Genomic DNA, 21,249 nt, shown 5'->3' on the forward strand with positions numbered 1-21,249 from the left:
ACCTTTCACAGACGTTCGAAGGAGCGGCGCAGCTCCCAGTCGGTGACCGCCGCGTCGAAGGCTTCGAGTTCGACGCGGGCCATGTTGCGGTAGTGCGCGACGACCTCGTCGCCGAAGGCGGCCTTGGCGATGGGGCTGTTCTCCCAGAGCTCGGCGGCCTCGCGCAGGGTGGTCGGGACGTGGGCGAAGTCGGCGGTGTAGGCGTTGCCGGGGCACGCCTCGGGCAGCTCCAGCTTGTGCTCGATGCCGTGGAGGCCGGCCGCGACCAGCCCGGCGACCGCGAGGTGCGGGTTGACGTCCCCGCCGGGGAGCCGGTTCTCGAAGCGCAGCGAGCGGCCGTGGCCGACGACGCGCAGCGCGCAGGTGCGGTTGTCGTTGCCCCACGCGACGGCCGTCGGGGCGAAGGAACCCGGCTGGAAGCGCTTGTAGGAGTTGATGTTGGGGGCGTAGAGCAGCGAGAAGTCCCGCAGGGCCGCGAGCTGTCCGGCGAGGAAGTACCGCATCACGTCGGACATGCCGTCGGGGCCCGCCATCGCGTTGTTGCCGGCGGCGTCGGCGAGCGAGAGGTGGATGTGGCAGGAGTTGCCCTCGCGCTCGTTGTACTTGGCCATGAAGGTGAGCGACACGCCCTCCTGGGCGGCGATCTCCTTGGCGCCGGTCTTGTAGATGGCGTGCTGGTCGCAGGTGGTCAGGGCCTCGTCGTACTTGAACACGATCTCGTGCTGGCCCGGATTGCACTCGCCCTTGGCGGACTCGACGGTGAGACCGGCGCCGGTCATGTCGTTGCGGATGCGCCGGAGCAGGGGTTCGATGCGGCCGGTGCCGAGCACCGAGTAGTCGATGTTGTACTGGTTCGCCGGCGTCAGCCCCCGGTAGTTCGCGTCCCAGGCCTGCTCGTAGGTGTCCTTGAAGACGATGAACTCCAGCTCGGTGCCGACCTTGGCCGTGAAGCCGTGCTCGGCGAGCCGCTCCAGCTGGCGGCGCAGGATCTGGCGGGGCGCGGCGACGACCGGCGAGCCGTCCTCCCAGGCGAGGTCGGCGATGAGCATGGCCGTCCCGGCGTTCCAGGGCACGCGGCGCAGGGTGGCGAGGTCGGGGTGCATGGCGAAGTCGCCGTAGCCGCGGTCCCAGGAGGACATCGCGTAGCCGTCGACAGTGTTCATCTCGGTGTCGACGGCGAGGAGGTAGTTGCAGCCCTCGGTGCCGTGGTGGAGTACCTCGTCGAGGAAGAAGCGGGCGGCGAACCTCTTGCCCTGGAGCCGTCCCTGCATGTCGGGGAAGGCCAGGACGACAGTGTCGATCTCGCCGCTCGCGACGAGGGCGTGCAGCTCCTCGACGCTGAGCGGGGGTGTGCGGTCTGCCACGGGAGAGCTCCTTCGGCTGCGCGTTTTTCCGACCGGGCCGGGAGCCATAAGGTATTGCTCTGAACCATTGCTTGGGAAGGGGGCTCGGCCATATGTCGGTGGACGCTGACGGCGGTCCGGACGACAGGTTGACTCCGGTACTGCGGCCGGTCAGGGCGGGCAACGGCTTCGAGGAGGCGCTGGAGCAGATCCTCCAGGTCGTGCGGCTCGGGCTGGTGCCGGGGGGCGAGCGGCTGCCGGCGGAGCGGGAGCTCGCGGAGCGGCTCGGGATCAGCCGGGTGACGCTGCGCGAGGTCCTCAAGGTGCTCCAGGACCAGGGTCTCGTGGAGTCGCGGCGCGGACGGTACGGCGGCACGTTCGTGCTGCCCCGCGCCCAGGACGCCATCGGCGAGGAGGAGCTGCGGCGCCGGATCGCCGAGGTGGACATCGAGGACGTGCTGCGCTTCCGTGAGGTCCTGGAGGTGGGTGCGGCGGGCCTGTGCGCGGCGCACGGCCTCACCGAGGAGCAGGCGGAGCGGCTGCGCGAGGCGCTTGCGGCCACGCAGGAGGCGCCGCTGGCGGACTACCGGCGCCTGGACACCCTGCTGCACCTGACCCTGGCGGAGCTGTGCGGTTCACCGACGCTGACCGCCCAGTACGCGGCGGTACGGGCCTCGGTGAACGACCTCCTGGACTGCATCCCGCTCCTGGTCCGCAACCTGGAGCACTCGCAGCGGCAGCACGCGGCGCTGGTCGAGGCGGTCCTCGACGGGGACGCCGACGGGGCGCGGGAGATGATGCGGGAGCACTGCGCGGGGACGGCGGCCCTGCTGCGGGGATTCCTGGCGTGACCTTGCGGCCGGGCACCCGGAAGGCAAAGGTATGACTGTGGGCCATTGCAAGCCTGGGAGGGCCGAGTGACGACCGTACGACCGCTGATCGGTGTCAGCACGTATCTGGAGGCGGGCGCGCGCTGGGGCGTCTGGGAGCTGGAGGCGGCTCTGCTCCCGGCCGGCTATCCGCGACTGGTCCAGCGTGCGGGCGGTCTGGCCGCGATGCTCCCGCCGGACGCCCCGGAGCACGCGGCGGCGACGGTGGCCCGCCTGGACGGCCTGGTGATCGCGGGCGGCCCGGACGTGGAGCCGGTCCACTACGGCGCGACGCCCGACCCCCGCACGGGACCGCCGGCACGCGCCCGTGACGCCTGGGAACTGGCCCTGATCCAGGCGGCGTTGACCGCCCGCGTCCCCCTGCTGGGCATCTGCCGGGGCATGCAGCTGCTGAACGTGGCCCTGGGCGGCACGCTCACCCAGCACATCGACGGGCACGCGGTGACCCCGGGCGTCTTCGGCCATCACGCGGTCAAGCCCGTACCGGGCACGGTGTACGGCGACCTCGCCCCTGAGGAGACCGCCGTACCGACCTACCACCACCAGGCGGTGGACCGCCTCGGAACGGACCTGCTGCCCTCGGCACACGCCCCGGACGGCACCGTGGAGGCGGTCGAACTCCCCGGCCCCCACTGGGTGTTGGGCGTGCAGTGGCATCCGGAGATGGGTGCGGACCTGCGGGTGATGCGGGGGCTGGTGACGGCCGCCGGCTCCAGGTGAGCCGTCACCGGAGCCAGGGCCGGCATGGGCCGGCGTCCACCGACTGGCCCCGTTTCCCGACGCTCGCCTCAACCGACTCGCCCCGTTTCCCGACGCCCGCCTCAACCGACTCGCCCCGTTTCCCGACGCCCGCCTCAACCGACTCGCCCCGTTTCCCGACGCCCCCTCCCCCGCCTCGCCGCGGCCCCCCCTACGCCCGCGTCAGCGACAGCAGGTCCCGGGCCGGTCCCACCGGACGGTGGCCCGTGGGCCAGACCGCGCGCAGGTCCCGGGCCAGGGACACGCCCGCGACCGGGACCGCCACCAGTCGCCGCAGGGCGAGTTCGTCCCCTACCGCCAGTTCGCTCAGGACCGCCGGACCCGCTCCGCCCACCGCCGCCGCCTTCACCGCCGTGGTGGACGAGAGCTCGATCAGGGGGCGGGCCAGTCCTCCCAGCGCCGCGTCCAGGACCTGGCGGGTGCCCGAGCCCTTCTCGCGCAGGATCAGCGGCGTCGCGGCCAGTTCGGCGGCTTCCAGGGGGCGTCGGCGCCGGGCCCAGACGTGGCCCGGCGCCGTCACCACGATGAGGCGGTCGTGGGCTATGACCACCGAGTCGAGGCCGGAAGGGACCGTCAGGCCCTCCACGAAGCCGAGGTCGGCCTCGTCCGCCAGCAGCCGTTCCGCGACCGTCGCCGAGTTCCCCGCGTGCAGCGACACCGCCGTGTCCGGGCGTCCCGCGCGCAGGGCGAGCAGCCATCCCGGCAGCAGGTACTCCGCGATCGTCATGCTCGCCGCCACCCGCAGCCGCGAGTCGCGGCGGACCCGCAGCGCCTGCGCCCCGGCATCGAAGGCCTCCGCCGCCTCCACGATCCGCCGCGCCCAGTCCGTCACCAGCGCCCCGGCGTCGGTGAGCCGGGACCCCCGGGGCGAGCGGTCGACCAGGGCGACCCCCAGTTGCCGTTCCATCGAGCGGATGCGGCTGCTCGCCGCCGGCTGCGTGATGCCCAGCTCCCGAGCCGCCCCACCGAGACTGCCGAGGCGCGCCACGGCCAGCAGCAGTTCCAGCGCCCCGAGATCGGGCACGCGATGTGCCAGCATCCCGCCCACCGCCGGCCGAACCTCTCCCTCACCGCTCATAAAGACAGCTTATGCCCTCATAGAGCCGTACTCCCTGGTCGCGGCCCTCCCCCGGCGGCACCGTGGAGCCATGGTCACCGCCGTCCGTCACCTCGGGCCGAACTGGTACGCCTCCGTCATGGGCACCGCGATCGTCGCCACCGCCGGCGTCGCGCTTCCTGTGCACCTCCCCGGCCTGCGCACGATCTGCGCGGCCGTCTGGCTGCTGTCGCTCGCCCTGCTGCTCACCCTCCTCTGCGCCCGCGCCCTGCACTGGCGCCACCACGCCGACCAGGCCCGCGCCCACCTCCTGGACCCCGCCGCGGCGCCCTTCTACGGCTGCCTCGCGATGGCCCTGCTGGCCGTCGGCGGGGGTGCCCTCACCGTCGGCCGGTACTGGATCGGCACCACGGCCGCGGTCGCCCTCGACGCCGTGCTGTTCACCGCCGGCACGGCCGTGGGGCTCGCGGCCGCCGTCGTCGTGCCGTACCTCATGGCCGTACGGCACAAGGTGGAGCCGCAGCAGGCCACACCCGTGTGGCTGCTGCCCCTGGTCGCCCCGATGGTGTCCGCCGCGCTCGGGCCGCTCCTCGTGCCGCATCTCCCCGCCGGGCAGCCGCGGGAGACCCTGCTCCTCGCCTGCTTCGCGATGTTCGGGCTCAGCCTCCTCGCGACCCTCGTCATGCTGCCGCTGGTCTTCGCCCGGATCGTCACCGGCGGCCCGCTCCCCCTCGCCCTCACCCCGGCGCTCTTCCTGGTCCTCGGTCCGCTCGGCCAGTCCACCACCGCCGTCGGCAAGTTCGCGGACGTGGCCCCCGGGGTCGTACCGGCCCCGTACAGCCAGGGCTTCGGCGTCCTCGCGGTCCTGTACGGCGTCCCCGTGATGGGGTTCGCCCTGCTGTGGCTGGGGCTCGCCACCGCGCACGTGGTGCGCGCCCGCAGGCACGGGATGGGGTTCTCGATGACCTGGTGGGCGTTCACCTTCCCGGTCGGCACCTGCGTCACGGGCGCCGAGGCGCTGGCCCGGCACACGGGCCTCGTCGTCTACGACTGGCTCGCCACGGGTCTGTACGTCGTCCTCGTCGCCGCCTGGGCCATCGCCGCCGTGCACACCGCGCGCGGAGTCGTCAGCGGAGCGCTGCTCGCAGGGCCTCGCCCAGCGCCCGTGGTGCTTCGGCCAGCGACGGCCCGTACCACGTCAGGTGCCGTCCGCTGACGAGGGCGCAGGGCAGGCCGGGGAAGGCCTCCGGGCCGTCGTCGGGGGTGAAGGCGTACGGCTCGTCGGGCAGGACGACCACGTCAGGGGCCGCCGCCCGCAACTCCTCCAGGGGGACCTTCGGATAGCGGTCCCCGTGGCCGGTGTACAGATGGTCCACGCCGAGGCGGGAGAGCACGTCGCCCGCGAAGGTGTCGCGGCCCAGCACCATCCACGGCCTGCGCCAGATCGGCACGACCGCCGTCACCCGATGCTCGTCCGCGGGGAGCACCGACCACGCCTCCTCGGCCTCGTCCAGCCAGCGCGGTCGTACGGGCACTCCGCACGCCGTCACGACCCTCGCCAGTTCCCGGAACGCCTGCGGGACGTCCCGCACCTCGGTGACCAGGACCTCCAGGCCCGCCTCGCGCAGCGCCGCGAGATCCGGCTCGCGGTTCTCCTCCTCGTTGGCGATCACCAGGTCGGGTGCGAGGGCGACGATCCGGTCGAGTTTCGGGTTCTTGGTGCCGCCGATCCGAGTGACGTCGAGGTCCGCCGGGTGGGTGCACCAGTCGGTGGCGCCGACCAGGGCGCCGGGTGCCGAGCGGGCGATCGCCTCGGTGAGCGAGGGGACCAGGGAGACGACTCTCACTGCCGGGGCCGGTCCTGGACCGCCTCGATGTGTTCGGCAACCGCGACGACGACCACGCGGGTGTCCGCCACGGTCGCCCGCCAGCGGTGCCGCACCCCACCGGTCAGGTACAGGGTGTCGCCGCGCCCGAGACGGTAGGCGCGGCCCTCCGCCTCGACGTCCACCGCGCCGTCGGCGACGTACATCAACTGGTCGTTGCGGTACTGCAGTTCACGGCCCGCGTCATGGTCGCCGGTGAACTCCTGGGCATGCATCTGGTGGTGGCCGCGCACCAGGGACCGCATCCGCGGCTCGTCGCGCGGTTCCGGGCCCTCGGCGTGCACGACGTCGACGCTGCACGCCGGGTCGGCGGCCGCGAGGAGTTCGACGGCGGTGGTGCGCAGGGCGTCGGCGACCTTCTCCAGGGAGCTGCGGCTCGGGCGGGCGCGTTCGTTCTCGATCTGGCTCAGGAAGGGGACCGAGAGGCCGCTGCGCTCGGCGACGACGGCGAGGGTGAGCTCCAGCGCACGGCGCCTGCGGCGCACGGCCGCGCCGACCCGAAGGGGCTGTTCTTTGTGGTCGCCCATGGCTCCGGCTCCCTCCTCCGCTCGTCGGTCCTCGGACACGTCCCCTGATGAGTTGTCTGCACCCTACGCATGTTCGGCAAACCGTTTCACGCGGCCGTCACATCGATGTCACACGGCGTGCGACCGTACCTCACACTTCGCGCCAGCCGAACGGCCCCCTGGAATCTGCCAGGGGGCCGGTTCTCGGTCACCCGTCCGCCACGGGGCACCCAAGTCCCCTTGTCGGCATCCGAGTTCGGGTGATGGCGTAGCTCTATGTGGTTGGCCGGATTCTTACCGTGCTCGCGCAGCGGTTATGACGGTGTCATCCGCCCGATCATCTCGGGGTGCTCCTTCAGCCAGGCGTCGACCGCCTGCTCCTCGTGGCCCTGGCCGTACTTGTTGATCTCGCTCTCCAGGGTGCCGAGCTCGTCCTCGCTCATATGGAAACCCTTGATCCACTTGGTGAGCTGCGGGTAGCGCGAGGGGAAGTCCTCGTGGGAGATGGTGCGGATCGTGTTGCCCTCGCCGAAGAGCTTCTTGTCGTCCTTCAGTTTGGTCAGGTCGTACTGGCTGTACGCCCAGTGCGGGGACCACAGGACGACGGCGACGGGCTGCTTCCTGGCATAGGCACGCTTGAGCTCGGCCAGCATCGCGGGCGTGGAGCCGTCGACGACGTCGTACTCCTTGTCGAGGCCGTAGCCGGGCAGGACCTTGTTCTTGAGGAGGTTCATCTCGCCGGTGCCCGGCTCGATCCCGATGATCTTCCCGTCGAAGAGGTCCGCCTTGCCCTTGAGGTCCTCGTAGGACTTCACACCCTTGACGTACGAGGGCACGGCGACCTCCAGGGACGTCGGCCGGTACCAGGTGCCGAGGTCCTTGAGTCTGTCCTTGCTCTGGTCCCAGTAGTTCTTCTGGGCGTACGGCAGCCAGGCGTCGAAGTTGAGGTCCAGGTCACCGGAGGCGAGGCCGGTGTAGACCGGGCCGACGTCCATCTGCTTGAGGTTGAGCTTGTAGCCGCGCTTCTCGAGGACGTTCTTCCACAGGTAGGTGACGGCGATGTCCTCGTCCCAGGGGAACCAGGCCACGTTCACCGGCCGCTTCGTCTCCGCCGCCGCCTCCCGGACCGGGGCCAGCCTGTCGACCAGACCCGGGTTCCGCTTCAGCCAGGTGCGCACGGCGTCCTGCTGCCTGCCCTTGCCGGCCTTGTTGATCTCGGCCTCCAGGCTGGTGAGCTGCTTCTCGTCCAGCTTGAAGTTCTTCAGCCACTGTCCGACGACCGGGTTGTCGTCGGCGAAGCCCTTGCGGGCCACCGTGTGGATGCCGTCGCCGGAGCCCCAGGCGCCCTTGGGGTCCTTGAGCTTCTTCAGGTCGTAGTCGTTGTACGCCCAGTGCGGCGACCAGAGCGTGACGACGATCGGGTCCTTCTGGGCGTACGCCCGCTTCAGCTCGGCCAGCATGGCGGGCGTGGAGCTGTCGACGACCTTGTACTCCTTGTCGAGGCCGTACGCCTTCAGGACCTTGCTCTTCAGCAGGGCCGTCTCGCCGGCGCTGGACTCGATGCCGGTGATCTTCCCGCCGAACTGCGAGGCCTTGCCCTTGAGGTCGGCCAGGGAGTCGACGTCCTTCATGTACGAGGGGACGGTCAGCTCGAGAGACGTCTTGTCGTACCAGGCGCCGAGGTCGTCGAGTTCGCCGCCGTACTTCTTCCAGTACTGCTCGTGGGTCGTGGGCAGCCAGGCGCCGGTCATGAAGTCGGCGTTGCCGGAGGCGATGGAGGTGTAGAGCGGTCCGGCGTCGAACTGCTTGGCGTCGACCTGGTAGCCGCGTTCCTCCAGGATCTCCTTCCAGAGGAAGGTGGAGGCGACGCCGTCGTCCCAGGGGACGTAGCCGATGCTGATCTTCTTGCCCTGGCCAACGTCCTTGCCACCGGAGACGGCCGTGGCCTCGCCGGAGGTGCCGCCGAAGACGCCCATGCCGCCCGCGACGAGGGCGAGGACGACGACACCGATGACAGCGATCTGGGGACGGGGGCGGTAGGACCAGATCTTCAGGCCGCCCTGCGCGGCACGGGCCTTGGCGGCGGCGCGCCGGCCCAGCGGGGAGACCTGGGTGCCGAGCGCGCTGGTCATGCGGTCGAGGTAGATCGCGAGGATCACGATGGCGACACCGGCCTCGGAGCCGAGGCCCACGTTGAGCTGGCCGATGGCCTCGTTGACGTCACCGCCGAGGCCGCCGGTGCCGACCATGCCGGCGATCGCGGCCATGGACAGGCCCAGCATGATGACCTGGTTGACGCCCGCCATCACGGTGGGCAGGGCCAGGGGCAGCTGGACGCGCAGGAGGGTGTCGCGGGGCGTGGTGCCGAACGCCTCGGCGGCCTCGACCAGTTCCTTGTCGACCTGGCGGATGCCGAGCTCGGTCATGCGGACGCCGGGGGCGAGCGCGAAGATCAGTGTGGCGACGATGCCCGCGGAGGCGCCGGTGCCGAAGAACAGGATCGCCGGGATGAGGTAGATCATCGCGGGCAGCGTCTGCATGAAGTCCAGAACGGGGCGGACGATGCCGCTGACCCGGTCGGAACGGGCCGCCCAGATGCCCACGGGTACGGCCACGACCAGCGCGATGATCGTGGCCACGAGGACCAGCGAGAGCGTGATCATCGCGTTCTCCCACAGTTCGAGGGAGTCGATGAAGGCGAATCCCGCGAAGGTGAGGAGGCCGGCGAGGGTGCCGCGCAGCCAGAAGGCGATCACGGCGAAGATGCCCGCGAGGAGCAGGGGCTGGGGCGCCTGGAGGACGGCGTCGATACCGTCGTAGGTGCCGGTGAAGACGGTCTTGAAGAAGTCGAAGAGCCAGGCCACGTGATCGAGCAGCCAGTCGACGGTGTCGTTGACCCAGTCGCCGAGCGGGATCCTAGGCATGGGCGGCCTCCTCGTCGCCGATGAAGCCCACGAGCCGCTGCTGGGGCACGACCCCGACGAGCCGCTGCTTGTCGTCGAGGACCGCCACCGGGTGCGTCGAGCGCGCGCTGATCGCGCACAGTTCGGTGAACGGGGTGTCGGGCGTCGCGGTCTCGCAGTCGCTCGCACAGCCGCAGTCGGCCTCGTCGCCGCGCACGTCCGTGTCCATGACGGCGGACGCGGTCAGGACGCGGGAGCGGTCGACGTCCTTGGTGAAGGAGGCGACGTAGTCGTCGGCGGGCCGCACCAGGATGTCCTCCGCGCTGCCGATCTGGACGATCCGGCCGTCGCGCATGACGGCGATGCGGTCGCCGAGCCGCATGGCCTCGTTGAGGTCGTGGGTGATGAAGACGATGGTCTTCTTCAGGGTCTTCTGGAGCTGGAGGAGCTGGTCCTGCATGTCCCGTCGGATCAGCGGGTCGAGCGCGCTGAAGGACTCGTCCATGAGCAGCAGGTCGGCGTCGGTGGCGAGGGCGCGGGCCAGGCCCACGCGCTGCTGCATGCCGCCGGACAGCTCGTCGGGCCAGGACTTCTCCCAGCCCCCCAGTCCGCACAGGTCCAGGGCCTCGGTGGCCCGCTCGATGCGCTCGGCCTTGGCGACGCCCTGGACGGCGAGCCCGTAGGCGGCGTTCTCCAGGACGCTGCGGTGCGGGAAGAGCGCGAAGTGCTGGAAGACCATGCTGATCTTCTGGGCGCGTACGGCCCGCAGTTCGCGGTCGGTGAGGGCGGTGAGGTCCTGGCCGTCGAAGCGGACGTGGCCCGCGGTCGGCTCCAGGAGGCCGTTGAGCATGCGCAGCAGGGTGGACTTGCCGGAGCCGGACAGGCCCATGACGACGAAGATCTGCCCCGGGTCCACGGTGAAGGAGGCGTCGATCACCGCGGCGGTGGTGCCGTCGGCGCGCAGTCCCTCCCGGTCGGCGCCCTCGCGGAGCCGCTCGACGGCCTCGTGGGGCCGTCTTCCGAAGACCTTGTACAGCTGCTCTGCCTCAAGCCTTGATGACACGCGTATCTCTCGTCTCCTCGACAACAGGGGATCCCCGGCGACAGGGGGAGACGAAGGGCCGCGAACAGTTGAAGATGCAACCTGCCTCGCTCCGGGGCCGCGCCTGCCCGAATGCCTTTCGGCCAAACACGCTGGTGTCGCGGTTCACAGGACGCTCACACCCGCGCGGGAGGCGGGCACCCGCCGGACGAGGGACACGGCGGCGGCCGCTGTCGGTGCCGTACGGCATGATGCGAGGCGTGACCGGACGACTGATGCTCCTTGACACCGCCTCGCTCTACTTCCGTGCCTACTTCGGCGTGCCGGAGTCGGTGAAGGCGCCGGACGGCACCCCGGTGAACGCTGTGCGCGGGCTTCTCGAATTCATCGACCGCCTGGTCAAGGACCACCACCCCGACGCGCTGGTGGCCTGCATGGACGCCGACTGGCGCCCCCAGTGGCGGGTCGACCTGATCCCCTCCTACAAGGCCCACCGCGTCGCCGAGGAGCGCGAGACCGGCCCGGACGAGGAGGAGGTGCCGGACACGCTGTCGCCGCAGGTGCCGGTCATCGAGGCCGTCCTGGACGCGCTCGGGATCGCGCGCGTGGGCGTGCCGGGCTACGAGGCGGACGACGTGATCGGGACGTTCACCGCTCTGGCGACGGGACCGGTCGACATCGTCACCGGCGACCGCGACCTGTACCAGCTGGTGGACGACGAACGGCAGGTGCGGGTGCTGTACCCCCTCAAGGGCGTGGGCACGCTCCAGCTGACCGACGAGGCGTGGCTGCGCGAGAAGTATGGCGTCGACGGCCGTGGGTACGCGGATCTGGCGCTGCTGCGGGGCGACCCGAGCGACGGTCTGCCGGGCGTGCCCGGCATCGGCGAGAAGACGGCCGCCAAGCTGCTCGCCGAGTTCGGTGACGTGGCCGGGATCATGGCCGCGGTCGACGACCCGAAGGCGAAGCTCACTCCTTCGCAGCGCAAGCGGCTGGACGAGTCGCGGCCTTACGTGGCCGTGGCACCGAAGGTCGTGCGGGTGGCGGGTGACGTGCCGCTGCCGAAGGTGGAGACCGCGCTTCCGCGCACCCCGCGCGATCCCGCGGCACTGGAGAAGCTGGCCGAACGCTGGGGGCTGGGTGGATCACTGCGGCGACTGACGGCGACGCTCGGCGCGTAAATATTGCCCTCGCTTTCCACGAGTGGCATGCCATCGCCAGGGGGGCGGATGCTAACTTAGGTAAGCCTAAGCACAGGGAACTGGGAGGCCGCCATGGCAGAAGGACCGGGACGCAAGCCGCGGAAACCTCATTCCGCGCAGGTGGTCCGCACCGAACGCCTCACTCCGCACATGCAGCGCGTGGTGCTCGGCGGCGAGGGACTCTCCGAGTTCACGGCGGACACCTGCACCGACCACTACGTCAAGATCCTGTTCCCGGCCGAGGGCGCGACCTACCCCGAGCCCTTCGACGTGCAGCGCATCCGCGAGGAGTTCCCGCGCGAGCAGTGGCCCGTGACCCGCACCTACACCGTGCGCCACTGGGACGCCGAACACCGCGAGCTCACCCTGGACTTCGTGGTCCACGGCGACGAGGGCCTCGCCGGCCCCTGGGCGGCGCGCGTCCAGCCCGGTGAGACCGTGCACTTCATGGGCCCGGGCGGGGCCTACGCCCCCGACCTCGACGCCGACTGGCATCTGCTCGTCGGCGACGAGAGCGCGCTGCCCGCGATCGCCCGCTCCCTGGAGTCGCTGCCCGACGGCACCCGGGCACACGCCTTCATCGAGGTCTCCGGCCCCGAGGAGGAGCAGAAGATCGACTCCGACGTGGAGGTCGTCTGGCTGCACCGCGGCTCCCGCCCTGTCGGCGAGGCCCTGGTGGAGGCCGTGCGCGCGCTGGACTTCCCGGAGGGCCGGCTGTGCGCGTTCGTGCACGGCGAGGCGCACTTCGTGAAGCAGCTGCGCCACCTGCTGCGGGTCGAACGCGCCATCCCGCGCGAGGACCTGTCGATCTCCGGCTACTGGCGCCTGGGCCACAACGAGGACGGCTGGCAGGCCTCCAAGCGCGACTGGAACGCCCGCATCGAGGCCGAGCAGGAGGGAGCGGCCCCGGCCGCTTAGACCGCACCGCTCCAGTTCCACAACAGCACCACCCCGGTTCTACGGCAGTACAGGCGGCGGCACCCCTCAGGTACCGCCGCCTCGTCACACCCGGCACCGCACTCCAGCGGTACCCGGAGTCACACCGACCGCTGGTACGACCGGAACGTCCGGATCGACAGCCACACCGCGACGACCGCCAGCCCGAGCAGCGCTCCCCCGCGACCGATGACCACACCCCAGTCCGGGTCGGCGGACAGGGCCGAACGGCCCGCCACCATCGCCCAGTTCAGCGGGTTGAAGTCGGCTGTGTGCCGCATCCATGCGGGCATCTGCGAGGGCGCCATGAAGGCGCTGGACAGGAAGGTGAGCGGGAGCAGCAGGAAGGTGTTGATCCCGATGATCGACTCCCGCTCGCGCACCAGCATGCCGAGCGCGTTGGACAGCGCCCCGAAGACGGTGCCGAGCAGCACCGAGGCGAGCACCAGGACCGCGATCCCCACGGCACCGCCCGGATAGTCGGCGCCGCCGAGGAGCCCGAGCAGCACGATCACCACGGACTGGAAGGCGGTGACCAGGCCGTTGTTGACGACGTTGCCGTTCATCAGCGCGGCCCGGCTGACCGGAGTGGTCAGGAAGCGGTCGAGGGTGCCGCGCTGGATCTCCTCCAACGTGCCCATCCCCGCCCACATGTTGGAGCTGAGCGCACTCATCACGACCACGCCCGGGACGAGGTAGTCGAGATAGGAGGTGGTGCCGAAGCCGCCGAGCTCGACGACCTTCCGGAAGAGGCTGCCGAACAGGAACAGCCAGATCACCGGCTGGATCAGGGTGATGATCGCGTACGCGGGCTGCCGTACGAACACCATGAGTTGACGCTGCGTCATGTACCAGGTCTGGGAGACGGCCGTGCTCATCGGGCACCCACCAGGGCTTCGGCGTCGGCGTAACGGCGGCCCGCGTAGCGCAGGTAGACGTCGTCGAGGGACGGGCGGGCGACGGTCGCGGAGGCGACCTTGACCCCGGCCCGCTCCAGCGCGGCGAGCAGCGCGGGTACGGCGGCGGCCCCGTCGTCGGTGCGGACGCTGACGCGGCGTCCGTCGGCCAGCACCTCATGGACGCCGGGAACCTCGCGCAGGGCACCGGTCAGCAGGATGCGCCCTGCGTCGCCGAGCGGCTCGCGCAGCTCCATGTGCACCGCGTCACCGCGGAGTTCGCCCTTGAGGGCGTCCGGGGTGCCCTCGACGACGATCCGGCCGCGGTCGACCACCGCGACCCGCTCGGCGAGCCGGTCGGCCTCTTCGAGGTAGTGGGTGGTGAGCAGGATCGTCAGCCCCTCCTCCCCCGCGAGCCGGCCGATCTCGTCCCACATGGCGGTGCGGGCCTCGGGGTCGAGACCGGTGGTGGGCTCGTCGAGGAAGAGCACCTCGGGGCGGTGCACGAGGCCGAGGGCGACGTCGAGCCGGCGTCGCATACCGCCGGAGTAGCCCTTGACCGGGCGCCGGGCGGCCTCGGTGAGCGTGAAACGGTCGAGGAGCTCGTCCACCCGCTGTTCGAGGGCGGCGCCCTTCAGGCCGTGGAGCCTGCCCTGGAGCCGGAGGTTCTCGCGTCCGGTGGCGACCGGGTCGGCGCCGGAGCCCTGGGCGACCACGCCGATGGCCCGCCGGACCCGGTCCGGGTGGCGCAGCACGTCATGGCCCGCGACGGTGGCCGAGCCCGAGTCGGGGCGGGCCAGGGTGGTGAGGATCTTGACGGTGGTGGACTTTCCCGCGCCGTTCGGGCCGAGCAGGCCGAAGACGCCGCCCCGCTCGACGACGACGTCGATGCCGCTGAGCGCGGTGACCTCACCGCCGTAGGTCTTGGTCAGTTGACGCGCCTCGATGGCGGGCGCACGGGTGTTCATGACAGGTGCTCTCCCGGTGAACGGATCCGGTGGACGGATCCGGGAACGGATGACAACTGATCCGCTTGAGGAGCACCGGGCTATCCTGGGTGTGCCGCACCTCGATCGCCTGGATGTGCCTCAGGGCGGATTCAGTTCGGGGTTCGAGGCCCCGGCGCGCTGCTGCAACAGCTGTGCCGGGGCCTGTTCTTGTTCAGGTCCTGGTGTCCTGCTCTCCTCCTGGCTCGTGGAACGACTTCCACAGGTCGATTCCGGGAAGCGCGCCCGTTCTGAGTTCGTCGAGGAAGCCGCGGACCCATGCGGCCTCGGCCTCGGTCATGTGGAGCTGGTACTCGTTCTCCACGAGGAAGAGCCGAGGCAGCGTCTCGTACAGCTTCTCCAGGGCCCCGCGGCCGCTCGCCACCTGCACGTCCAGGGCCTTGAGCCGCTCCTCGAGGAGCCGCTCCACATCACTGGGCGGCAGGACACCGAGCAGGGAGAGCGCGGTCTCGAAGATCGGGAACTCCTTGGCCGGGACGGCTATCAGGTCCGACATCCACTCCGTCGCCTCCTGCCGTCCGGTCTCGGTGATGCCGTAGACCGTGCGCTCGGGCCGGTTGCCCTGCCGCTCCACGTCGGTGACCTCGACGAAGCCGTGCTTTTCGAGGTTCTGCACGACGGTGTAGAGCGAGCCGTAGTTGATCTTCGTGCTGGAGTCCTTGCCCTGGCTGCGCAGGGTCTGGGCGATCTCGTAGGGATGCATCGGCTTCTGCCACAGGGTGGCCAGGACGGCGAGCGCCAGGGGGTTGCGCAGTCTGCGGCGCTGCATGACCCCACCTCACATCCTCGCGATCGAATATCCGTGGCCGAACATATCGCGATCTACGCCGGGACGTCAAGAGACACGATGTATCGCGTTTCGGCAGAGACCGCCGCACGGACGTGAGGACTTGGGCCCAACCCCGACACGACCGCGTCACGCACCGGAAACAGCGGATCCCTAATTTCTGTCGCCCGACAGGAATTCGCCGCCGAAGGCAGGTGCCGCCGTGACGACGACCAGTCCCTCCGACGTTCGTCCCGATCCACCGCATTCCCCCTCCCCCGACGACCGGTCCCTCGCCGAGTTCGGCTACCCCCAGGAGCTGCACCGCAGCCTGGGCCGGTACGCCTCCTTCGCGGCGGGCTTCTCCTTTATCTCCGTCCTGACCACCGTCTTCCAGTTCTTCGCCTTCGGGTACGCGTTCGGCGGGCCCGTCTTCTTCTGGGCCTGGCCGGTGGTGCTGGTGGGGCAGCTGCTGGTGGCGGCCTGCTTCGCGGAACTGGCCGCCCGCTACCCCCTCTCCGGCGCGATCTACCAGTGGTCGTCCCGCCTCTCCACCCCGGCCTTCGGCTGGTTCGCCGGCTGGATCATGGTGATCGGTCAGATCGTCGTGGTCGCCGCGGCGGCACTCGCCCTGCAGATGGTGCTCCCCGCGATCTGGTCCGGCTTCCAGCTGGTCGGCACGGACCCGGCGCCGACCTCGGCCGACGGGGCGGCCAACGCGGCGGTCCTGGGCGTGATCCTGCTGGTCCTGACGACCGTGGTGAACATCGTCGACAACCGTGTCCTGTCCCTGGTCAACCGGGTCGGTGTCACCGCCGAGATCATCGGCGCGGTGCTGATCATCGTGCTCCTGCTGACCCACTCCGAGCGCACACCGAGCATCACCTTCCACACCACGGGCGCCGCGCAGAACGGTCTCGTCGGAGCACTGCTGGTGGGCTCGTTCACGGCGGCGTACGTGATGATCGGCTTCGACAGCGCGGGCGAGATGAGCGAGGAGACCCGGTCCCCGCGCCGCACCGCGCCCCGCACGATCCTCACGGCGCTCGGCGCGGCCGGCGCGCTCGGCGGACTGATCGTCCTGGCCGGGCTGCTCGCCGCCCCCAGCCTCACCGACGGCCGCCTCGGGGTCGACGGCCTCAGTTACGTCCTCACCAGCAGCCTCGGCGACGGCGTCGGCAAGGCGCTGCTGGCCGACGTGGTCATCGCGATCACGGTGGCCACGCTCGCCATCCAGACAGCGGCCTGCCGCATGCTCTTCTCCATGGCCCGCGACGGCCAACTGCCCTTCGCGGCCCGCCTCGCGCGCGTTAACCCCCGCACGGGCATGCCCACGGCCCCCGCCCTGATCGTCGGCATCCTGGCCGCCGCTCTGCTCCTGCTCAACTTCGCCTCCCCCGAGGCGTTCCTGGCGATCGGGACGACCTGCATCGTGATGCTGTACCTGGCGTACGCGATGGTCACGGGCCCCTTGCTGATCCGCCGCATCCGGGGCGAGTTCAGTTCCTCGGGCACCGACGAGTCGGGCGCCCGCCTCTTCTCCCTCGGCCGCTGGGGCATCCCGGTCAACGCCCTGGCCCTCCTCTACGGCCTCCTCATGACCATCAACCTGGCCTGGCCCCGCGCCGAGGTCTACGACCCGGCGGGCGGGCACTGGTACTTCCAGTGGTTCACGGTGCTGTTCCTGGTGGTCACGGTGGGTCTGGGGGCTGTGTACCGCGTGCGGAGCGCACGCCGCGGGCACACCGCTCCGGACTCGACACTTGCTGTATCTCCGCCAACACCTGTTCCGTAAAGCTACGACGGACGTGGGCGCGACAGAACCGACTCCTGTCGCGCCCACGCTCATGTGTCGATGGCCTACGGCCGGACGCCCTGCGTCACGGGCTCGCTCTCCAGGCTCTCCACCCGGACCTCAACCCTGCGAGGCGACAAGGTCATACGAGGTTCGACGCAGGGCTCCCGGCCGTCACCGTGCGAGAGTCGCCAGCGGGTCACGATCGTGGCCAGGGCCAGTGTCGCCAAGGTCATCGCATAGTTGTCGCCGAGGCACTTGCGCGCCCCTCCCCCGAACGGGATGAGCGCGCCACGGACCTGTTCCCGCTCCGGGAGCCAGCGGTCAGGATCGAAACTGTCAGGCTGCGGGTTGAACCGTGCGTCGTGGTGCAGAAGATACGGGCTGTAGACAAGGGTGGTACCGGACGGAACCACAGCGTCCGACAGCCGGGCTTCGGTGGTGGTCGTCCGCGTGAAGATCCACCCCGGAGGGTACAGGCGCAGCGTCTCGGTGATGACCCTCCGTGCAAGGTCCAGCCGGGGCAGGTCCTCCCAGGTCGCCGTTCGGGTACCGAGCACCTCGGCCGTCTCGACGCGCAATCGCTCTTGCAGATCCGGGTGTTGGCACAACAGGTGGACTGCCCAGGTGAGGGCCACTGCCGTGGTGTCGATGCCCGCGACAAGCAGCGTCATGATCTGCGCATGGATCTCGCTGTCGCTGAGGGGCGCCCCCTCGTCGTCGCGCGTCTTGAGAAGCATTGACAGCACATCGCTGTGGACCTCACCGCCCTGGCGATACAGGCTGATGGTTTTGCTGACCGCGGCCCATGCCCGGTTGCGGGCCCGTTCGTAGCGCCTGTTCGGTGCAAGCGGCAGACGCCGCAACAGAGGTGGGAGAACGGCCTGTTGATAGATGCCCCGGAAGATGTCCGGAAGGCTGATGGTCACGGCGTCCACCGCGGGTGCCGCGGCTTCAGCTTTGAACAACGTCCGGGCGATGGTGTCGCTCGCGAGGGCATACATCTGCGTGCCCACCTCGATGGTCTCACCATCGCTCCAACCGGTCGCCAGCACGTCGATCCGGTCGGTCATGATGGCGGCGTATTCGCGCAGGCAGGTGCGCGAAAAGGCCGGCTGCAGGCTGCGCCGCTGCCTTCGGTGAGCATTGTGCGGGCAGGAGGCGATGCCGTCCCCGAGTGCGTTTCCGACCCGCTCTATGATCGGCCCGCCCTTGTCGTATATTCGGTCGTTCAGCAGAACCTCCTGAACGAGTTCAGGTCGGCAGACCACGACGGCCGTTTGCGGACCTAACTTTATCTGCACCAGATCACCGTGGGCCGGCAGGGTGTTCAGGAAACGCAGCGGATCGCGGAGCAGGGGAAACAGATGCCCGATGATAGGCAGTCCCCCGGGCGCGCGAATGATGCCTCCATGGTTCGTTGCCATAGCGCTTGGTTCCCCTTCTTGTCGATCCAGATGTGGCCGGGCCGGCGAACCGATCACTCAACGGCAACCCTGCCGGGGAACACGATCCAGCCTCGGGAGCAACACCTGAAGATAGTCGTGCTGCTGACCCAGTTCGCCCGGAGCGGTCGGGATCGCATAGCGAGTGGTGTTCCGGTACCAGTGGAGGCACCCGTTGGTCCACTGCCGCATTCCTGCGGTGACCTTCAAGATGTCCTCGCAGGCGGCACGTGCCAGACCCCGGGCCTCCAGGAAAGGCGCGAGCCTCTCCTCGGCGGCCAGGAAGTCGGCCACACGACCCTGCACCTTGGCGACCGTCGAGTCGATGGCATCCTGGAGCGAGATTCCATCGGCGTGCTGCATGACGATGACAACGTTGTGGAAATCACCGCGTTGCTGGTCCAGGTGAAGTGAGTGCAAGTCGTTCTGCCACGCGACCACATCGCTTGCGGCTTCGACGATCTCCCGGAACAGGCTCGTCTCGTATACGTCTTGCGGCACTTCCATGCCCTGACTCAGTTCGACCAGGTCGAACCCGAACTCCATACCAACGGACAACCGCCTGGTATGGGTGAAACTGTCGATACCCGGGGGTGTTCCACGGAACCGGTTCTCGGACTCCTCGGCAAACCCCTGGAAGAACAGATCCAGATGCCGGTTCAGTCGTGTGCGAAGACCAGGCGAGAGTCTTTCGCGTGTGCGGATGGACAGATTCGTGAGTGCCTTGGTGAAGGGTGTCTGATCCCGTGGAGGCGCGGGGTCCATTCCGTCGTTGATGATGTCCATCAGGCGACGATGGACGGGTACCCACGCTTCCGGTGCGTCATAGACCTTCAGTGTGTGCAGGTCGTCCAGTATGAACGTGAAGAAAAGCCATTCCGCGCAGAGGCAAAGGTCGCGGAACGAAGCTTCCGGATAAGTCCAGGCGACGAAGTTCCCATAACCTGCCTCCAACCGCGCCCGACCATCCTCCGTCTCTGTCAGTCCAAGGCTCCATCCAAGTGTACGGACGTATTCCTCGACCCTTAGGGCGTACGGGCTTACGGCAGGGGGGGTGGGGTCCGCATACGTCGGAATCGTGGCGAGCACTGAATCCTCCATGTCTGTAGCACCGGAGTAGATGGGCAAGCGGTCCTCACGGGGCTCTTACGAGTGTGCTTCCGTCTGCGTGCTCGCCGCGAGCGACCCTCGAGAGGGTGCGTACGGCAGCAGTCACGGCGCGCGACGGCACAGGCCTCCCCCTTCCGTGATCGCGCGATCTCAACGCGCTTGCTCCTGTCGTACGCCCTTTCATCACATCGCAGTTCGGTTCTGACCGGAAGTGTGCGCCACCCGATCCGTCACGACGGCATATGCGCCCGCCCCGACCATTGCAAGAAGAGGCGCTACTCGTGGGGTCGGCCACCTCGGGCGCGTGTTGGATCACTGAGCGAACAGACTGCGCAGCCTTGGACCGATTGCGGCCCGAGGGCTCTGCCGGCGTAGTTGTCGAGCTCATGCCGACACAGGACATACGGCGTCGGGCGAAGCAATTCGAGATCACGGGCGAGGACTGACGGTCGAGCGGTGACCATGGAGACTCCCACGAGGTCCACGTCGTCAGGACTACGAATGTTGCAAGGCCATGGAGTTGCGGACGACTCCCAGTAGACGCAAGCCCGCCACACGGGTACAAGCGATCGCATGGGGGCGCATGGGAGCGCGTACGTGATCACGCAATCGCGCCGCCCGGCCAGTCGAACTCTTGCACTGCTGTACGCGCCCCCGCGCCGGCGCCTACGGCGCTGAGCCGGAGCACCGTGGTGTCGAACACGGAGACCCATGCCTACGCGGCGCTGCCTCCCGGTGCGGACCTCTTACCCTTGCTTGTAATGAGACGCCGTACACCATACCCACCTTCTCCTCTGCCGCAGCGTGACGGAGTGGACCCGGTGCGTTTGCGACTACCGGCCGGAGAAGTCTGTGCGACCGTACGGGATCATCTCGTGGCGCGGCTGACGGCCGGAGCCGACATGATCGACGACATGTTCGCCGCGGGCCTGATCGTGGACGCCACCGGCCGTCCTGTGTCCAAGGACGCGTCGTACGTACCGGGGATGTTCGTGTGGTTCCACCGGGAACTACCCGACGAGGAGGAAGTGCCCTTCCAGATCGACGTCATGTACCGCGACCAACACGTGGTGGTGGCCGACAAACCGCATTTCCTTGCCACCACTCCGCGCGGCAGCCATGTCGCCGAGACCGCTCTGGCACGTCTGCGCCGCGACCTGGGGGTGCCGGCTCTGGGCGCGGCACACCGGCTGGACCGGCTGACGGCCGGGCTCGTGCTGTTCGTCGTACGGCCCGAGGAGCGTGGCGCGTACCAGTCGCTGTTCCGAGACAAGCAGGTCAGAAAGGTGTACGAGGCTGTGGCCCCGTACGACCCGGCACTGGAACTGCCGCGCACGGTGCGCAGCCGCATCCTCAAGGAACGTGGAGTGATGGCGGCCCGCGAGGTCGAGGGCGAGACCAACGCCGTCAGCACGGTCGAGTTGCTGGAGAACCGAGGTGCGCTTGCCCGGTATCGGCTGACACCGCATACCGGGCAAACGCATCAACTGAGAGTACACATGAGCACTTTGGGGGTGCCGATCCTCGGAGACCCCCTCTACCCGGTAGTGACCGACCCGGTGGCCGCCGGTGACTTCCGACGGCCACTTCAACTGCTGGCGAGGGTACTGGAGTTCACTGATCCGGTCACGGGGTGCGAGCACCGGTTCGTCAGCCCACGTGTGCTGCAATCCTGGTCCTCGTACGACGCGTGGGCCGCGTGAGCT

18 protein-coding genes are annotated in these 21,249 nt (G+C 69.5%); 7 read left to right on the forward strand and 11 right to left on the reverse strand.

Annotated features, from left to right (window positions below; all coding sequences use genetic code 11):
• Positions 1-5: 5 nt before the first annotated feature.
• The gene (locus IOD14_RS30635) at positions 6-1,364 is read right to left on the reverse strand and encodes a glutamine synthetase family protein (protein WP_212672080.1); all 1,359 of its coding nucleotides are present in this window, start codon (positions 1,362-1,364) and stop codon (positions 6-8) included.
• A 92-nt stretch (positions 1,365-1,456) separates the two neighbouring features.
• Between IOD14_RS30635 and IOD14_RS30640 the strand changes: the two genes are divergently transcribed.
• Positions 1,457-2,194: an FCD domain-containing protein gene (locus IOD14_RS30640; protein WP_123988044.1), complete on the forward strand. Its 738-nt coding sequence runs from the start codon at positions 1,457-1,459 to the stop codon at positions 2,192-2,194.
• Positions 2,195-2,260: 66 nt separating this feature from the next.
• Positions 2,261-2,953 carry a gamma-glutamyl-gamma-aminobutyrate hydrolase family protein gene (locus tag IOD14_RS30645; RefSeq protein ID WP_123988045.1) on the forward strand — a complete coding sequence of 231 codons (693 nt, stop codon included), beginning with the start codon at positions 2,261-2,263 and terminating at the stop codon, positions 2,951-2,953.
• 190 nt (positions 2,954-3,143) lie between these two features.
• Here IOD14_RS30645 and IOD14_RS30650 read toward each other — a convergent pair whose 3' ends face one another.
• Complete coding sequence (locus tag IOD14_RS30650; RefSeq protein ID WP_123988046.1) at positions 3,144-4,070, reverse strand: LysR family transcriptional regulator; 927 nt, start codon at positions 4,068-4,070, stop codon at positions 3,144-3,146.
• A gap of 70 nt (positions 4,071-4,140) precedes the next feature.
• Here IOD14_RS30650 and IOD14_RS30655 point away from each other — a divergent pair, with 70 nt between their 5' ends.
• On the forward strand, positions 4,141-5,265 hold the full coding sequence (locus IOD14_RS30655) for a TDT family transporter (RefSeq protein ID WP_212672081.1): 1,125 nt from the start codon (positions 4,141-4,143) through the stop codon (positions 5,263-5,265).
• On the opposite strand, the gene IOD14_RS30660 is transcribed toward IOD14_RS30655, so the two are convergent.
• The 4 genes from IOD14_RS30660 to IOD14_RS30675 form a co-directional block, all read right to left on the reverse strand.
• Positions 5,177-5,896 carry a helical backbone metal receptor gene (locus IOD14_RS30660; RefSeq protein WP_123988048.1) on the reverse strand — a complete coding sequence of 240 codons (720 nt, stop codon included), beginning with the start codon at positions 5,894-5,896 and terminating at the stop codon, positions 5,177-5,179. The genes IOD14_RS30655 and IOD14_RS30660 overlap by 89 nt on opposite strands.
• A complete protein-coding gene (locus IOD14_RS30665) occupies positions 5,893-6,462 on the reverse strand; it encodes an XRE family transcriptional regulator (RefSeq protein ID WP_123988049.1) in 570 nt (189 codons plus the stop codon). The genes IOD14_RS30660 and IOD14_RS30665 overlap by 4 nt, the downstream gene beginning before the upstream one ends.
• A gap of 293 nt (positions 6,463-6,755) precedes the next feature.
• Positions 6,756-9,365, reverse strand: coding sequence for an ABC transporter permease/substrate binding protein (locus IOD14_RS30670; protein WP_212672082.1), 2,610 nt, complete (start codon positions 9,363-9,365; stop codon positions 6,756-6,758).
• Positions 9,358-10,407, reverse strand: coding sequence for a betaine/proline/choline family ABC transporter ATP-binding protein (locus tag IOD14_RS30675; RefSeq protein ID WP_212672083.1), 1,050 nt, complete (start codon positions 10,405-10,407; stop codon positions 9,358-9,360). Before IOD14_RS30675 ends, IOD14_RS30670 begins: the two co-directional genes overlap by 8 nt.
• Positions 10,408-10,637: 230 nt before the next feature.
• Between IOD14_RS30675 and IOD14_RS30680 the strand changes: the two genes are divergently transcribed.
• Together IOD14_RS30680 and IOD14_RS30685 are read left to right on the forward strand one after the other, a co-directional pair.
• Positions 10,638-11,567 (forward strand): 5'-3' exonuclease, encoded by a 930-nt coding sequence (locus IOD14_RS30680; RefSeq protein ID WP_174269290.1) that lies wholly within the window; start codon positions 10,638-10,640, stop codon positions 11,565-11,567.
• A 93-nt stretch (positions 11,568-11,660) separates the two neighbouring features.
• Positions 11,661-12,506: a siderophore-interacting protein gene (locus IOD14_RS30685; protein ID WP_123988053.1), complete on the forward strand. Its 846-nt coding sequence runs from the start codon at positions 11,661-11,663 to the stop codon at positions 12,504-12,506.
• Positions 12,507-12,625: 119 nt separating this feature from the next.
• Here the strand turns inward: IOD14_RS30685 and IOD14_RS30690 are convergent, their stop codons facing one another.
• From IOD14_RS30690 to IOD14_RS30700, 3 genes are all read right to left on the reverse strand, one after another.
• Positions 12,626-13,402, reverse strand: a complete 777-nt coding sequence (locus tag IOD14_RS30690) for an ABC transporter permease (RefSeq protein WP_212672084.1) — start codon at positions 13,400-13,402, stop codon at positions 12,626-12,628.
• Positions 13,399-14,388 carry an ATP-binding cassette domain-containing protein gene (locus IOD14_RS30695; protein WP_123988055.1) on the reverse strand — a complete coding sequence of 330 codons (990 nt, stop codon included), beginning with the start codon at positions 14,386-14,388 and terminating at the stop codon, positions 13,399-13,401. The genes IOD14_RS30690 and IOD14_RS30695 overlap by 4 nt, the downstream gene beginning before the upstream one ends.
• Positions 14,389-14,581: 193 nt before the next feature.
• Positions 14,582-15,196, reverse strand: a complete 615-nt coding sequence (locus tag IOD14_RS30700; protein WP_123988056.1) for a PadR family transcriptional regulator — start codon at positions 15,194-15,196, stop codon at positions 14,582-14,584.
• A 220-nt stretch (positions 15,197-15,416) separates the two neighbouring features.
• Here IOD14_RS30700 and IOD14_RS30705 point away from each other — a divergent pair, with 220 nt between their 5' ends.
• The gene (locus IOD14_RS30705; protein ID WP_212672085.1) at positions 15,417-16,988 is read left to right on the forward strand and encodes an amino acid permease; all 1,572 of its coding nucleotides are present in this window, start codon (positions 15,417-15,419) and stop codon (positions 16,986-16,988) included.
• A gap of 65 nt (positions 16,989-17,053) precedes the next feature.
• On the opposite strand, the gene IOD14_RS30710 is transcribed toward IOD14_RS30705, so the two are convergent.
• Both IOD14_RS30710 and IOD14_RS30715 read right to left on the reverse strand, forming a co-directional pair.
• The gene (locus tag IOD14_RS30710) at positions 17,054-18,415 is read right to left on the reverse strand and encodes a cytochrome P450 (protein WP_212672086.1); all 1,362 of its coding nucleotides are present in this window, start codon (positions 18,413-18,415) and stop codon (positions 17,054-17,056) included.
• Between the two features lie 57 nt (positions 18,416-18,472).
• The gene (locus tag IOD14_RS30715) at positions 18,473-19,522 is read right to left on the reverse strand and encodes a hypothetical protein (protein ID WP_212672087.1); all 1,050 of its coding nucleotides are present in this window, start codon (positions 19,520-19,522) and stop codon (positions 18,473-18,475) included.
• A 782-nt stretch (positions 19,523-20,304) separates the two neighbouring features.
• Here IOD14_RS30715 and IOD14_RS30720 point away from each other — a divergent pair.
• Complete coding sequence (locus tag IOD14_RS30720) at positions 20,305-21,246, forward strand: RluA family pseudouridine synthase (RefSeq protein ID WP_212672088.1); 942 nt, start codon at positions 20,305-20,307, stop codon at positions 21,244-21,246.
• Positions 21,247-21,249 lie beyond the last annotated feature (3 nt).

The sequence above is a fragment of the Streptomyces sp. A2-16 genome (assembly GCF_018128905.1).
Classification (GTDB): Bacteria; Actinomycetota; Actinomycetes; order Streptomycetales; family Streptomycetaceae; genus Streptomyces.